This is a genomic window from Microbulbifer mixtoriginis (SeqCode), assembly GCF_052467235.1.
The window spans coordinates 2491511-2507419 of sequence record NZ_CP174305.1 but is presented as its reverse complement, the minus strand read 5'-3'; the positions used below and the strand labels follow the sequence as shown (position 1 = coordinate 2507419).

Annotated in this window: 9 protein-coding genes; 1 reads left to right on the top strand and 8 read right to left on the bottom strand. The window is 54.3% G+C overall.

The features are described from left to right. Positions 1–10: 10 nt before the first annotated feature. A complete protein-coding gene (locus ACJJIO_RS11100) occupies positions 11–586 on the bottom strand; it encodes a PilN domain-containing protein (protein ID WP_444908505.1) in 576 nt (191 codons plus the stop codon). Between the two features lies 1 nt (position 587). After that, a complete protein-coding gene (locus tag ACJJIO_RS11095) occupies positions 588–1664 on the bottom strand; it encodes a pilus assembly protein PilM (protein ID WP_444908504.1) in 1077 nt (358 codons plus the stop codon). 147 nt (positions 1665–1811) lie between these two features. Here ACJJIO_RS11095 and ACJJIO_RS11090 point away from each other — a divergent pair, with 147 nt between their 5' ends. Continuing rightward, entirely contained in the window at positions 1812–4496 is a 2685-nt protein-coding gene (locus tag ACJJIO_RS11090; protein ID WP_444908503.1) for a penicillin-binding protein 1A, read from the top strand. Between the two features lie 142 nt (positions 4497–4638). Here the strand turns inward: ACJJIO_RS11090 and ACJJIO_RS11085 are convergent, their stop codons facing one another. The 6 genes from ACJJIO_RS11085 to pilG form a co-directional block, all read right to left on the bottom strand. After that, positions 4639–5121, bottom strand: coding sequence for a chemotaxis protein CheW (locus tag ACJJIO_RS11085; protein WP_444908502.1), 483 nt, complete (start codon positions 5119–5121; stop codon positions 4639–4641). A 42-nt stretch (positions 5122–5163) separates the two neighbouring features. After that, complete coding sequence (locus ACJJIO_RS11080) at positions 5164–11604, bottom strand: hybrid sensor histidine kinase/response regulator (protein WP_444908501.1); 6441 nt, start codon at positions 11602–11604, stop codon at positions 5164–5166. A 135-nt stretch (positions 11605–11739) separates the two neighbouring features. Further along, on the bottom strand, positions 11740–13881 hold the full coding sequence (locus tag ACJJIO_RS11075) for a methyl-accepting chemotaxis protein (RefSeq protein ID WP_252084184.1): 2142 nt from the start codon (positions 13879–13881) through the stop codon (positions 11740–11742). 160 nt (positions 13882–14041) lie between these two features. After that, the gene (locus ACJJIO_RS11070) at positions 14042–14581 is read right to left on the bottom strand and encodes a chemotaxis protein CheW (RefSeq protein WP_444883443.1); all 540 of its coding nucleotides are present in this window, start codon (positions 14579–14581) and stop codon (positions 14042–14044) included. Between the two features lie 16 nt (positions 14582–14597). Then, on the bottom strand, positions 14598–14960 hold the full coding sequence (gene pilH, locus ACJJIO_RS11065; RefSeq protein ID WP_252084182.1) for a twitching motility response regulator PilH: 363 nt from the start codon (positions 14958–14960) through the stop codon (positions 14598–14600). 235 nt (positions 14961–15195) lie between these two features. After that, positions 15196–15591, bottom strand: coding sequence for a twitching motility response regulator PilG (gene pilG / locus ACJJIO_RS11060; protein ID WP_020413651.1), 396 nt, complete (start codon positions 15589–15591; stop codon positions 15196–15198). Positions 15592–15909: the final 318 nt, after the last annotated feature.

Below are 15909 nucleotides of genomic sequence, written 5' to 3'. Positions count from 1 at the left end.
CTATATTCCTTTAGTTGGCCACGCTCTGATCTTCATCATTCGTCTTACGCCCACTTAAGTTCACCGTGAGCTGAAATGCACTGGCCTGCTCGCCAAAAGCGGGACTCGCTGTGACATCGGTAAGGTTTGGGGATTCATACCAATCTGACTGATCCAGATTACGCATAAAGGAGGAAACCCGGTTGTTCGACTCAGCAATTCCAGACACACTCAAGCCACTTCCTTTACGCTCTAAAGCCGTCAACCAAAGCCCTTCCGGAGTAGCCTGTACCAGCTCATCAAAATAACGAACGGCCAGAGGACGGTTCCCCTGGAGCGCCTGAATCACCCGCATTCGATCAATCAATTCCTGACGGCGCTTTTTCAGGTCCTTAATCTCACTTACCTGCTTATCTAGAGCATTAATCTTGACCTGCAGTATCTGATTGCGCTCATTCTGGGAAGCGACTTGCCGATCAACCGTTTTCATCCAAAGAAAAACCGACGCCGCAGCAGCAATAATCACCAGCACTAATACTTGCTGAAATTCTTTCTGCTTTTGTGCGCGATATTCCTGGCGCCAGGGGAGTAGATTAATCTTGGCCATCTCAGTACTCCTTCTCCCGCATGGCGAGCCCTGCCGCGATCATCAGCCCCGGAGCCTCTTTGGTTAATATCTGTTGGTTTACCCGAGAAGAGGTGGTCATTTTGTAAAAGGGATTGGCAATCACTGTGGGTTTGCCCAGTTTTTCACCGACCAAATCAGACAAACCTTCCATTGCGGCAACCCCACCACTGAGCAATATGTAATCCACATCGCTGTAGGAAGTCGAAGAATAAAAGAACTGCAGCGCGCGGGTGACTTGCTGAATCACCGCATCCCGAAACGGCTCCAGAACCTCGGCATAATAGTCATCGGGCAATCCGCTGCCACCCTGGTGCTTCGCCAGAGAGGCCTCTTCGGCGGAGAGGCCGTAGCGCCGCTGAATCTCATCGGTGAGCTGCCGGCCACCGAATAGCTGCTCCCGTGTATAAACTGTCTTGCCATCAACTAGTACAGACAGTGCACTCATAGTCGCACCGATATCCACTACCGCAACAACCAACTGCTCTTGGGGAGGAAACTGATCTTCCAGTAGAGTGTAAGTGCGCTCAATAGCGTAAGCTTCCACATCCACGACACCCGCCTCCAACTCAGCCTCACCGAGGGCGGAAACCCGCTGTTCGATATTTTCGCTGCGGCAAGCTGCCAGTAACACTTCCACCTGGTCATCCCCTCTTTCGGATGGCCCCTGTACCTCAAAATCGAGACTAACTTCTTCGAGGGGATAAGGAATGTACTGATCCGCTTCCAAGGCAATACGCGCTTCCAGATCCTCATCGGAGAGATCAGCGGGCATTTCCAGGGTCTTAGTGATCACTGCGGAGCCGGATACGGCGACAGCCGCACGGCGCAGTCGGGTTTTGGAGCGGCGCACTACCTTGCGAATAGCTTCCGCCGTGGCGCCAACATCATTGATGTTCTTATCCACTACCGCATTCGGCGGTAGGGGTTCCACGGCGTAACTTTCGACCCGATATTTGTCACCATTGCGACTTAGCTCCAGCAACTTTACTGCGGTCGAGCTAATATCGAGTCCCAACATGGCCTTCGGGCCTTTATCCAGAAAAGGGAAAATCCCCATTTTTCTTATCTTTTCCGTGGGTTATGAAAGTTTGATGTTATAGCACTTTAAATTACCGCTTCAACCGGCATTTGCATAGGTAATAGCGCACAATATTCGTATAATTATTCACCGAATCACTCAAATGAAGTACACAGAAGCAGTTTCATGACAGTAAAAGCCCGAAATCGTCTACTAGCGCTGCTCTGGCTCTGTCTCGCCGGAGCAGCCGGCGCAGCCATGGTTTTCGCCAGCATTTACCTCTACCTGAAACCCGGGCTGCCCTCAGTCGAAAGCCTGCGGGATATTCGCCTACAGACCCCTCTGCGCGTCTATACACAAGACATGAAACTGATAGGCGAGTTTGGCGAGAAACGCCGTAACCCTATCACCATCGAACAAACGCCAGAACCATTTATCAAGGCAATACTGGCAGCAGAGGACGCGAGCTTCTACTCACACAGTGGGGTTTCGATTAAGGGTTTGATGCGGGCAGCCTCGCAGCTGGTGCAGACCGGCTCAATTCAGTCTGGTGGTAGTACCTTAACCATGCAGGTGGCGCGCAATTTCTTCCTGAGCCGTGAGCAGCGTTTTATCCGCAAGTTCAATGAGATTCTCTTATCACTGCAAATTGAGCGCGAACTCAGTAAAGATGAGATTCTGGAACTCTATATCAACAAAATATTCCTGGGTAACCGCGCCTATGGCTTTCAAGCTGCCGCACATGTTTACTACGGTCGCGACATCAAGGACCTGAGCATGGCGCAATGGGCAATGATGGCGGGGTTGCCCAAGGCCCCCTCCACCTTCAACCCCATCGCCAACCCCACTCGGGCCCTGGTGCGCCGCAACTGGATCTTGAAGCGCATGCTCGACCTGGGATATATCGATCAGGATGAGTACAAGCACTCCATTACCGCACCGGTGACCGCCAGCTACCACAGCCGCGATCTGGATCTGGATGCCCCCTATATCGCCGAAATGGCGCGCAAAGAAGCTGTTGAGCTTTTTGGCGACAGTGCCTACACCGATGGCTATCAGGTCATCACCACGGTCAACAGCCGCCTGCAGGACCAGGCGCGCAGGGCACTGCAACACGGCCTCGAAACCTATGATTCTCGCCACGGTTATCGTGGCCCGGAGCAGCGACTGCCACCGGAACTGCTGCATGACAGTGACCAACTGATTGATCTGCTCAATGAAATCCCTGTGCTAGGTGGGCTTGAGCCTGGGGTAGTCACTGCGGTGGAGCCAAAGCTGTTGCAAGTACAGCTGCGCGACCGCCGTGTGGTCGAGGTTCCCTGGGAGAATGGGCTCGATTCCATTCGTCCCTATATTACTGAAAGTTCACGAGGGCCACGCTTACAGTCTGCTGAGAAGATGTTTGCACCTGGTGATGTGGTGCGCCTGCGCCGCATTGAGATTAAGCACACTGAGGTTATCGGCTCCCAGGGCGAACCTACCAGCGCAGGTGGGGCAGCCCAACTTGCTAGCGCCTTTGAAGACACACCCAACCCCGATCCATTTGCAGAGCCCGAAGAAGTTTCTTCCAGCCCCCTGGAGCCACAAATTACTGAGGAATGGGAGCTAACCCAAGTGCCATCGGCCCAGGGAGCCCTAGTCTCCATTGATCCCCAAGACGGCGCCATACGCGCCTTAGTCGGTGGTTATGACTTCCGCCAGAGCCACTTCAATCGCGTCACACAGGCGGCGCGACAACCGGGCTCCAGTTTCAAGCCATTTATCTACGCTTCGGCTATCGAGCGCGGCTATACCGCCGCCAGTGTGATTAACGATGCCCCAATAATCTTCGAGGAAACCAACCTGCAGGACGTGTGGCGCCCGGAGAATGATGGTGGCACCTTCCTTGGCCCCACCCGCTTGCGTATGGCTCTGTATAAGTCACGTAACATGGTCTCCATTCGCCTGCTGCAGGCACTGGGGCTCGATTACGCCCTCGGCTTTGTCGAGGGCTTCGGCTTTGACCGCAGCAAATTGGCGCGCAACCTCACCATCGCACTGGGCAGCTCGGCCTTGACGCCCCTGGAAATGGTGCGTGGCTATGCAGCTTTCGCCAATGGTGGCTATCGAGTGGAACCCTATCTTGTTGACCGGGTTTTAGATGTAAATGGCGAAACCCTCTACCAGGCCCTACCACTCACTGTGTGCAATGACTGTCCTGAGCCTGGCAGTGAGTCCCAAGGATTCAATAATCAGGAGCCACTCGACCTAGCGGCAATTCAACCCGGTGAAGAGGGCCCGGACCAAGGCAAAGAGCCTCCCGAGCTGAAAGTACTCCCGGTTGGCCCACTGGATTCATCCAAGCCCCAGGCACGCCCCCTGGCACCGCGCGCCATGACCCCGGAGACGGCTTACATCATGGATTCCATTCTCAAGGATGTGATCAAAAAAGGCACCGGCCGACGCGCCCTCGCTATGAAGCGCGGTGATATTGCTGGCAAGACGGGAACAACCAACGGCCCGCGCGACGCATGGTTCTCAGGTTATAGCCCCTACCTAGCCACCAGTGCTTGGGTCGGTTTCGACTCTTACGGCGAACTCGGTAAAAATGAGTACGGTGGCTCTGCGGCACTGCCTATCTGGATAGATTTTATGAGTACTGCCCTGGAGGGCTTGCCCGAGCGTCACCTGCCCCAGCCAGACAGCATAACGACCGTGCGTATCAACCCCAAGAACGGCCTACGTACCTCCTATGGCGGCATGTTTGAGATCTTCCGCACCAATAGGGTACCCGGGCGCGAGGCCTACAACCCCTATCGCACCAGATACTCCGACGATGAGATGCCAGGCCGGGACCGATCGAGTGAGCCACCACCCGAAGAGCTTTTCTAAGATACGGCATCCCTGCCATAAGCCCACTTAATGAGTGGGCATACCAATAAAAGAAAAGGGGCCCATGGCCCCTTTTCTTTTATTGATTATTGTTTTCTCTCTTATCACCTGTCATACAAGAGACATCCGCGCTATTACGCCACTATTCTGACTCTCTATACCTAAGGCAGGCACGCTCTACGCTCTGCAGATCGGGAATGACGGCCTCTTCACCTAAAAGTGCCACGTGCATTAGCTCCCCTGGGCTCAGGGTTTGCTCCCGTAGCACTAGTTCTTCCTGGGTCACCCTTACTAAACGCGGTGTCCCCTGCAATATAAGAGCAAAATAGGGCAGGTCTCCATCTGGGTTTCCGCTACTCAGCACCGCGATACGAGCATTATCTGAGGTTCCGCCCAGTGCTTCGCCACGCATCACATCAAAAGACAACAGCGGCAGGCGTTGCTCACGCCAAATGAGGTCCCCCAGATACCACTCAGGCACATCGTATACTGCCATAGGTACCTGCACAGCGATCACCTCGGAAAGGCTTTCTACAGGAACCAACATCTGGCCCTGTTGTAGCGGCAACAGCAGGCTGCTCACCTCCTGGGGAACATCTAGCGGCAGCGCTTCAACTTCACTCATTGCCTACCTCTTGCATGCAATATTTCATTTCTTGGTATTCGCTCAACTGCCAACGGCCGAAGTGCCGGCATATTCTCGAATAGCCTCCAGCAATACGTCTTCCTGGTAGGGCTTACCCAGGTAGTGATTGACTCCGAGAGACATAGCGTGATCACGGTGCTTACTACCGGTACGGGAAGTAATCATCACGATGGGGATATCTCGCAAGCGACTACTGGAGCGAATATGCCGCGCCACTTCGAAGCCATCCATACGGGGCATCTCGATATCCAGAAGTATCAGATCTGGAACCTTATCTTGCAGCTGAATCACCGCATCCTGACCATCTTTGGCGGTACTGACCAGATACCCCTCGCGCTCCAGGAAGCGTGTGGTTACCTTGCGTACCGTTACGGAATCGTCCACCACCATTACAGTCTGCTGGCGTTCTTCTCGCTCGGGCTGCTCTTCTACCTGTAACTGCAGCTGTGGGATATCCGGGCGTGCTAACTGGGTTGCCTGACGCCGCAGCAGGGCATGGGCATCGAGAATCACCACCACACTGCCATCACCAGTTACCGTTGCCCCAGAAACTCCTTGTACCCCAGAAAACTGTGGACCAAGACTCTTCACAACAATCTCGCGGCTGCCGCGGATAGCATCCACTTGCAGGGCCATAGCGTGACCCTCGGAGCGCACTAACAATACTGGTAATTGCATATCATCAACACTGAGCTTCGGTTGGGCACCAGACTTCAGCAGGGTGCCAAAGTAGTTCACCTCATACAGCTCGCCTGCATATTCAAAGCGGGCATCGCTAGAGCGGTAGTAATGCTCCAGCTCAAAGGGGCTCAGGCGTACGATACCTTCAATAGTGTTGAGCGGCAGAGCAAACAGGTCTTCGCCAATCTTCACCATCAGTGCGCGGTTGACCGATACTGTAAACGGCAGGCGCACTACAAATTCCGTGCCGGCACCCGCCTCGGAATTGATATGCACGCTGCCACCGATCTGTTTGAGTTCGGCGGAAACCACGTCCATACCGACCCCACGGCCGGAAATTTGGGTAACTTTTTCCGCAGTGGTAAAACCTGCCTGGAGAATAAACTGCAATATCTCGCTATTGGAGAGCTCCGCATCCGGGCGCATCAGGCCATTTTCCACAGCCTTTTCTCGCACGCGGATCAGGTTCACCCCTGCTCCATCGTCGCGAATGGTCAGCACCACCTCACTGCCTTCTCGAGCCAGAGCCACATCGATGCGACCGCGTTCGGCCTTGCCTGCCGCGCGGCGTGCATCAGGCATTTCAATGCCGTGGTCTACCGCGTTGCGCAGCATATGCTCCAGAGGTGCCACCATACGTTCCAGCATGGACCTGTCCAGTTCCCCCTCGACGTTGGAGAACACCAGCTCCACCTGTTTTCCGAGCTCCGCACTCACCTGGCGCACAATACGACGCAGCCTGGGCACCAAGCGTGAGAAAGGTACCATGCGACTGCGCATCAACCCCTCTTGCAACTCGGTATTAACACGGGATTGCTGCAGCAACAGTGTCTCGGTATCGCGGGCTTTGTTATCCAGGGTGGAGCGCAGCTCCATCAAGTCAGAAGTGGACTCAAGCAGGGAGCGGGACAGCTGCTGAATAGATGAGTAGCGGTCCATCTCTAGCGGGTCAAAATCACCATCCTGCTCAGCCAGCTGCTCCTGGCGGAACAAGATTTGTGCCTCGGTCTCACGATCCAGACGACGCAGCTGCTCATTGAGACGCAACAGGGTTGAATCCATCTCATCGAGGGCCAGACCAAACTCGCTCATCTGCTCTTCGAGACGGCCTCGGGAGATTGCGGTTTCACCAGCGAGGTTCACCAGCTCTTCCAAAAGCTCAGCGGCAACCCGAACCATTTCCTGTGGTTGGTTCCTGGTGGGAGCCGCCACCTCATTTTCCACACCCTCGGGCTTGCGGATAAATGGCAGAACATTGCCGGCATCAGAAGATTGTACTGGCTGCGGCAATGACCCAGAGGGCTCTAGTCGCTGCTCAGATTCAGGACGCTCCTCGCTTTCTGCGGACAGTGGCTCCCGTTTATCGACAATGATGGACTCATCAGCAACAGTCACAAGCTCAGCATCAACACTTGGAGGTACTTCCTCCGTGATAGCTTGAGTGACAGGGTCAGACACATTGCCAAGCGGGTTTTGAATGTCAGCCCAATCGGTAGTGGTCAGTTGAACAAAGGCCTCCAACTGCTCACCTGCCATCCAGGCGCGAACGGTTTCTACTCCCTCGGCAATACGGTCATGTGTGAAATGCGCCTCGCTAAAGAATTGTGCGGAGGGTTTCACAATATCGCGCATGCCCTCAATCGCTGTTTCAAAGCGGTGAGCAACTTCACCAAGCCCCATAAGGCCGGCCATGCGGGCACCGCCCTTGAAGGTATGCAGCACCCGTTTGAGCGCCTCAGCCTGCTCACCACTCTCTGGTGTGTCTTCCCAAGCCTGGATCAGCTCTTCCAGCTCGTCGGTAAGATCGCCAGCCTCCTCCATAAAGACATCGACCACATCGGGATCAATATCCGCCAACAGGCGCTGTTGTTCGGCAATACTCAGCCCAGCTTGTGACTCTGATACCACTTCCACAGTAGGCGCTTGGTGAACAGGCTCCACAGCCTCAATAGCAGGCTCTACTGCACTCTGTTCAGATTCAGCTGTCTTGTCAGCGCAGATGTCTGTAGTCTCGGCCACCTCGAACAGTGCGTCATAGAGGTCATCCAAGACTGGCTCGGGTGAGACGTCCACGGATTCCACAGCGCTCTTGTCTACCATCTCCACCATTGGAGCATCGACAGTTTCAACTTCCGTTGATTGCGCGGACTCTAACTCTACCTCAGGCAAAGTCGCAGAAACGGACTCAGCGGTGGGGGCAAAAATCGACTCCAGTACGGAGGCTTGCACCTCGTCGACGGAAACTGAGTGCTCTTCAATATTTTCAGTTTCTAGATCAGAAACCTCTGCAGCCTCTCCAACTTCAGGGTCGAGAGTTTGTGCCTCGATACCCAATTCGCTCAGGTCGTAGTCATCCTCTGGTACATCTTCGCTCACTTCGCCTTCGGCCAGATAGCGCAAGGCTTCCTCTACCGCCTCACTAACCTCAGGTAAGTCCTGGGCAGCGGCGACAGCATCCACTAGATCGAGTAACTCGTTGTGCCCCTGTTCAAGGGAAGCCCACAAGGCGGGTTCTTCCTCTAGCTGATCGGCCAATACTTTGCGATAAACCTCCAGCAGTAACTGTGCCAGCTCTGCCAGGGTCGGTAGCTGAGCGCGGCTGGCGGCCTCCTGCAGGGTATTGAGCTCTTCGGCAACTTCACTCACCTGAGATTTATCGGCAGGGTTTGCACGCCACTGATTGAGCATCTGATCCGCATCCAGCAGGACACGCATACCGTCTGCCATCAACACTTCAAGAAGTTGAGGATCTACTGCTCTGGGCTCATTCGCTTCGCGCTCGCGGATCAGGTGACCTACGGAACGTTCCTGCAACTCGGCAACACGGGCAAGGAATTGCTCGGCCCTCTCAACCTCAATGGGCTCTGCAGCGCGGATCTGTGCCAAAACCTGACGCACGTAATTTGCGCCATCGCCAATCAGCTCGAAGATATCCGCATCGATGGGCACCTGGTAAATACGCAGCTCTTTGGCGAAGCGCTCCAGAGGCGCCATCATTTCGGCCACCACCTTGACCTCTGCCATATGGGCAGAGCCCTTCAGGGTATGCAGGGCTCGGTGCAGGGGGTCGCTGGGTACACCGTAAACCGGAGCCGCAGCACGCATGTCTGCAAGGTAGTCATCAACGACACCCAGATGGGTATCGGCCTCTTGGGCAAAGATCTCCCACAACTGTGCCCGCTCGTCGCTGCATTCTTCTTCCTCAACGATTGCAGTAGCTGCGGTATTGGCATCTTCGACCAGCAGTTCCGAGGGGATATGCCCCTGGCTGAGCTGCTCCGCCCAGGCTTGTAACTGCAGGGTAAGGGATTTGTCCGGATCGCTCTTGTGGAGACGGAATGCCTCGATCATCGATGGCAGCTTCTGATATACCCGCTCAATTAACAGCACATGGGCGCGCTCAGGCTTTATGCTGTCATCGATTACCCGATTAAGCATATTTTCCACGGACCAGGCCAACTCACCGATATCCAGCGCCTCGACCATACGGCCGGAGCCTTTCAGGGTATGGAAGCCACGGCGGAACTCCACCAGGGCGTCTGAGTTGGCAAAATTAGCGGCCCATTCCGGAAAATAATTGCCGATATGCGCGAGTACTTCGCTGGCTTCTTCGAGGAAAATTTCGATGATCTCATCATCGATCAAGCTCTCGCTATCATCGACTAACTCTTGCGATTCGCTCTCAACAGGCTCTGAGGTTGACCCAGTTTCTGCAAGCGGTTCCACTTCGTTAGGTGACGACTCATCTTCGCTGCCTGCTGCCACAGCTACAGAAATTTCTTCTTCTGCAGCTACCGCCGGGGCCTCGGAAAGAGTCTCAGGCTCGACAGTACTTTCAACTGTTGAGAACCAGTTGTCTTCATACTCGTTAGCTTCTTCCGCAGCAGGGGCTTCCACTTGCTGCAGATCCAGTGTTTTCTCCACTGGCTGTTCAACATTAGGTACGGATTCGGTCTCAGGCTCAGCCGGTGCAGAGACAACATTGAGAAGTTGCTCTTCACGATAATCTTTGTCGGTGTCTGCGCTATCGAAAAACTCCGGTGAAAATAACTCAAGTCCAGCGTTGTCCTCTTCACTCACCGCGCTTTCGTGGACGGACTCAGCCTCCTCCGCAGATACCTCAGCATCAGTAAAGGAAATGCCAAGGTTCGCGACACTGTCTTCCGCCAGAGCCAGCAACATCTCGGTATCATCCAGGCCTTCAACTCGGCGTTCCAGATAGTATTCGACACTGGTGATCGCGTCGGCCAGGGTATCGAGCATTCGCCATTCCGGCTGCTCTGCCCGGTCGATCAGTGCATCGCTGATAAAGCGATTACAAGCGGCAATAATTTTGCTCGCACGCTGGTAGCCCACCATTTCAAGGCCACCACATACCTCTTGCAGGCGCTGGGGTACGCGGCTTAGATAGCTGATATCCCAGTGGCTGGCCACATACTCCATGACCGCCTCTTTAACCGCCTCCAGGCCCAGGCGCGCTTCGCGCAGCACCGAATCTGTAGCATCCCCCATAATCGGCTGTTCGTTATCACCGCGCTTATTGCGGTCGACAGCAGCCGATAGGGCTGAGTCAAGCTGCACCAGCTCACCTGCGGCGCGCATCAGGTACTCTTCGACATCAGTGCCGCGCGAAGCATCGCGTAGGTACTCATAAATGCCGCGGGCACGACCTCTCGGCGCTTCGAGACCCAAAACGCCGAGGGTGTCTGCAATCCGCTTGGCGATAGCAGCAGTCTCACTGAGGGGAGGAAGTTCGGAGGCTGCGCCACTGGGTTCTAGCGCCTCACGCACCAGCTGCAACTCTTCACGCAGTGCAGTTATTGCAGTACCCAATGCTTCAGGCCCCATGGCCAAGACATCTTCTGTATCTGGGCGGGGCGTGCCCGGCACTGCCCTATCCAGGGCAAAGCGTTGGTACAGTTCCTGGCAACGGCTACCATTTGGACCGGCCAGATAAACGTAGAAGAGTAGGTTGCTCAGGAAGTCTGCATCCAGCTCGGCATCCAGTACTCTGGCACCGCGACCCTGCAGCAGGCGGAACTCTACATCGACCCGGCGCAGCAGATGGCGCAATGCTGGTTGCACATTGATACGGTGCTCTGCCAGGGCTTCCAGGATACCCAGTAATACTTCCCACAGAGACTGCCGCCGACTACCGCTGTAGAGCAGCTGCAACTTCTCGACAATTTTCACCAGGTAAGAGAGGCTCTCACCACTGTTTACATCGCGGATTAGCCCTGCTGCGGCAACGTGATACATCTTGCGCAACTTGCCCACCAGCTCCTGCAAGCGCACATTGTCTGCAGTCAAAGGTTGGCGCTTTCCGGTGATGCGATTCGATGAAGTGAGGTCCGGGGAAAAGAGTGCGCCCTCGGTAATCAGGCGCTCGCGGCGCACCGCGCGTAAATCATTGAGGAGGGGCAGCAACAGCACCGCATTATCACGGCGCTGAAAAGAAACCTTCTCTAAATAGAGAGGTAATTCCAGCAGGGCGCGCATCATAAATTCGCGCGTCTCATCGGTATTTTCAACGGTGCCACCGGCCAGTGACTGAAGCAATTGCTCCATTTCTTCAGCCAGCATCGCCGCACCATTGAGTTGCGCCATATGCAGGCTACCGTGTACCTGGTGCACCAGGGACAAGCTGTTCTGCAGCAGGGTCTCACCGGCTTGCGGATCCGTTGCGAAAGTCTCGAGGAACTGGCGTGCCTGTGCCAGAGTCTCGTTAATTTCGCCTATCAGCCAGTCCAGGGCCATGAAGTTCGGATTGTCGTGACTCACGCCAAGTCCCCAATAATTCATTCTCTATGCAGGCGCTCTACCCGAAGCGATCCAGGGTTCGCAATCTTGCGGAAATTGCTCCGTGCGCCCTCTCCGCCCGGCAGCCAACGAAGGCGCCGGGCTTTATTTTGTGGGTTAGGCCAGAGCCCGGTCTTCACGGGACTCCAAGGAGTTGCTTTCCTCACTGTCGAGCGTGAAAGTTTCCGCATCCATCTCCGGCAACTCCACGTCGTACATTTCACTATTGGTTTCCACGCTCTCCTCTTGCGGCAGTTTGAAGCCGGCAACAGATTCACGCAGGGCGCTGGCGGTCTGCGCCAGATTACCAATAGACTGAGCAGTCGCCTGTGTACCGGCAGAGGTCTGCGAAGTAATCTCCTGAATCACGTTCATGGTGTTGGAGATGTGGCCAGCAGAGGAAGCCTGCTGGCGGGCGGCGTTGGAGATGTTTTGAATCAAAGAGGCCAAGTTGCTGGATACATTCTCGATCTCTTCCAGCGCAACACCGGCGTCCTGTGCCAAACGTGCACCACGTACCACCTCTGTGGTGGTCTGCTCCATGGAGATTACCGCCTCGTTGGTGTCAGACTGAATCGCTTTTACCAGGCCTTCAATCTGTTTGGTTGCCGCGGCAGAGCGTTCCGCCAGTCGCTGAACCTCGTCCGCAACCACGGCAAAGCCTCGACCGGCGTCACCCGCCATACTCGCCTGAATGGCAGCATTCAGTGCGAGGATGTTGGTCTGGTCGGCAATGTCATTAATCAGACTTACGATATCGCCGATCTCCTGGGAAGATTCACCCAGGCGCTTGATCCGCTTGGAGGTGTCCTGAATCTGCTCCCGGATATTATCCATGCCCTTAATGGTGTTCTGTACCACTTTGGAACCATTGCTGGCGATCTGTACCGAGCGCTCGGCAACCTGAGCAGATTCGGAGGCGTTAGCAGATACTTGGTCAATGGTGACCGCCATTTCGTTCACCGCGGCAGAGGCCCCGGCAATCTCCTGAGCCTGATGCTCGGAAGCCTCGGCAAGATGCAGAGCTGTCTGCTGGGTTTCTTGAGAAAGCCCGGATACTTCCTGTGCGGTGCCGTTAATTCGAGATACCAGCACACGCAACTGGTCGATGGTGAAGTTGATAGAGTCTGCAATCGCACCGGTAAAGGCCTCGGTTACCGTTGCGGAGGTGGTTAAGTCACCATCGGCGAGATCAGCAAGCTCATCCAGCAGCTGCATAATCGCCTGCTGGTTGCGCTCATTGGTCTCGGCTTCTTCCATCAGGCTGCGGCGGGTACCGGAGAAGGCCATTCCCATCATGGCAAAAATTAACAGCACGAATGCTGCAGCCAAAATGGTAATAGTCATATTGTTTGGCTGACGTTCATCGGCCAGGTTCACAATACGGTCGTTCAGAGTACTGAGAGCCTCAAGCAGCTGTGGCGAGGATGCAATAATGCCGTTGGTTGCCTGACGTGATGCAAACAGTGCCGGGGTTGCTTCGAAGATCTCGCGAACAGACGAACTTACAAATTCAAACAGTTCGGTAATTTCATCGAGCGAGCGGCGCGCTTCCTCATCGGTAATGCGGGAGATACCCATCACTACATCACCGCTCTTCATGCCATCTACCACTTTACCGAACAAGCTAGCATCGGTATTAAACTGGTCGGCTGCGCCTTCGGCATCGTCATCACCCTGCAGCATCTTGTCGATGTTTCGACCGATTCGCTCAGCCCGCCATACCTGTAACTGAGCCTGTTCAACCTGATTAGCGGGGGCATTATTAGCTAGCAGAATTTCCACAATATTGTTGTGCTCAGCCTGCAATTCCGGCAGGGAGTCACTCAAAGTGGTGGCAACATCGTTCAGGAAGATAATCGTTTCTTTGTTACCGGTAATCGTTTCTACCTGCTCGCGCAACTTACGCCAAACGGTACCGTAAGTCGCTAGCTCAGCGTCCAGCGCCCTGCGGCTGCCTTTATCCATTCCCTGCAGCTGATTCCAGGCGTTAGCCATCTGCCCGGAAACTTTTTCCAGCTCGGCAAACGCTTCGTCGTCTCCGGAAGTGGCCGCCGGTGCATAGGAGACCAGCTGATAGGAAAGTGCTCGAAGTTCAGCAACTTGCTGTAGGTACTCTTTATCGCGATCACTGCGGGTCTGCACCAAATAGATACTGACAATCAGCCCCGCCAGTACGGCGAGTACCAGCAGACCCAAACCCAGCGCAGCAGGGTTACTGCGAAACGCGGAAAAGGAGCTCTGGGAGCCTGTTTTCATAGTTTACTCCTAGCGGGCCCAAGCATTAGGCCGGTTTAATACCACTGAATATTTAACGCTTTAATGACAATGGCCCTCAGCCAGTGCGAATATCCCTGCACCGCTTTAGGGTCCCCCCAACATCTCAAAAGCTGCGAGATGCCGAAAATTCAATCGGACCTTAACGAGTGGCAGCATCCATGAAATGAGGGTCTTTGAGCAGAGCCCGCATGTCGAACACCAGCCACCGGTCCTTTTGTAAAATAAACTGGCCATGCACCATCGGCGCAAATGGCTCAATTAAATCTGTTGGTGCTTCACGGGCATATTCAAATGCCAAATGCTGCATTCCGTGCAACCTGTCGACAATCAACCCCACGTAGGTTTTTTCCCGCTCCAACACCAGAACCCTGCGCTGTTGGCGCTGGCCCGAGAGGTGGCCGCCGTAAAAGGCTGCGAGATCAATCAGGGGTAACAGGCGGCCGCGAACATTAGAAACACCTTTTACCCAGGGCTGAACGCCGGGAATAAAGGTGTGCTGCGGCACTTCGAGCAATTCCACAACATCATCCATTGAGGCGACGAAGTTGTGGCCGAGTAAAGAGAAACCGATTCCGGTCCAATAGGGTTTGATTTCTCGGCGGCCGGGCAGGCCGGTGGCCTGCGCTTTAGCTCGCCGAGCGATATCAACAAGTGCTAGATAGGGGGTTTGTGACTGCACGCTGAGCAGCTGGCCGTCAGGCCAACACCTCCCCAATTGCACTCAACAATTTGCCCTCATCAACGGGCTTGGTGAGATAAGCTTTTGCGCCCTGGCGCATACCCCAAACCCGGTCGGTATCCTGATCTTTGGTAGTCACCATAATGATCGGTATCCCCGCGGTATTGCCATCCTTACTCAGCTGGCGTGTGGCCTGGAATCCATTTAACCCAGGCATCACAATATCCATCAAAATCAGATCTGGTCGCTGACTGCGTGCAACATCCACACCATTTTCACCATTGGGCGCGGTGATTACCGAATGGCCATGCTTTTCAAGTATTGTGGTCAGCTTGTGTGTTTCGGTAGGAGAGTCATCAACTATTAATACTCTTGCCATCATTTCCCCCATGACTTCTTCGAATTGGCAACTGCTCAATAAATGACAGTGCTTGGCGATTTGTTGTATTTATTTTGATGGCATGTGCCAAGTCTGCACTTACTGCCAATGCACTGCCAGACTACAGAACCTTCCACCACAGGCAGATGTGGTGAACGGTATGTCTGTTAATTCATCCCCCCCAAAGAGCGAAGGGGTTGGCCCAAAAAATCAGACCCTTTTTGTTAGTGATTACTTAGGCTGCGTGGTGCGGCTTTGCGTGAGCGGAAATTGCTCCCAGCAGCTCGCTTTTACTAAATGGCTTTGTCAGATATTGATCACAACCAACAACGCGGCCTTTCGCTTTGTCGAACAAACCATCTTTGCTCGACAACATCACTACTGGAGTGGAGCGGAATTCACTGTTGTTTTTAATCAGCGCACAAGTCTGATAGCCATCCAGGCGCGGCATCATGATATCGACAAAAATAACATCGGGACGGGAGTCCGCGATTTTCGCCAACGCATCAAAACCATCTGTAGCAGTGACGACCGTGCAACCTGCTTTTTGTAGCAGAGTCTCGGCAGTGCGGCGAATTGTCTTACTGTCGTCAATCACCATTACAGTCAGACTTTCCCAGTTAAGCTCCATAGTCTTTATTGAATCCCCTGTTTACTTATTTTCGGGCACGCGAAAATTTTTTATCTGCACCCTTTTTTGAGCCGCTTGCGGGGCCTGGGTGTCTCTCTTTGCCAAGATCGCACACTGGGTGGAACTTTTATCACAGAACCCCAGGTGAATCTAGCCGCGCTGAAGCACCGCAGACCTTATGGTGCAAATAATCACCACTTTTTATTGCCAATCCAGACAACTTATCTAATTAAGTTGCACCTAGACGAAGCTGCTCTTACCTTATCCACCCTACAAGTTGGCAGTGGCAACATTTCAATCAGCCACAACCACCGCGGC

Bases quoted from the DNA above. Each gene is read 5' to 3' on its own strand.
- ACJJIO_RS11100 (WP_444908505.1), bottom strand. From the start codon at position 586: ATGGCCAAGATTAATCTACTCCCCTGGCGCCAGGAATATCGCGCACAA.
- ACJJIO_RS11095 (WP_444908504.1), bottom strand. From the start codon at position 1,664: ATGGGGATTTTCCCTTTTCTGGATAAAGGCCCGAAGGCCATGTTGGGA.
- ACJJIO_RS11090 (WP_444908503.1), top strand. From the start codon at position 1,812: ATGACAGTAAAAGCCCGAAATCGTCTACTAGCGCTGCTCTGGCTCTGT.
- ACJJIO_RS11085 (WP_444908502.1), bottom strand. From the start codon at position 5,121: ATGAGTGAAGTTGAAGCGCTGCCGCTAGATGTTCCCCAGGAGGTGAGC.
- ACJJIO_RS11075 (WP_252084184.1), bottom strand. From the start codon at position 13,881: ATGAAAACAGGCTCCCAGAGCTCCTTTTCCGCGTTTCGCAGTAACCCT.
- pilH (WP_252084182.1), bottom strand. From the start codon at position 14,960: ATGGCAAGAGTATTAATAGTTGATGACTCTCCTACCGAAACACACAAG.
- pilG (WP_020413651.1), bottom strand. From the start codon at position 15,591: ATGGAGCTTAACTGGGAAAGTCTGACTGTAATGGTGATTGACGACAGT.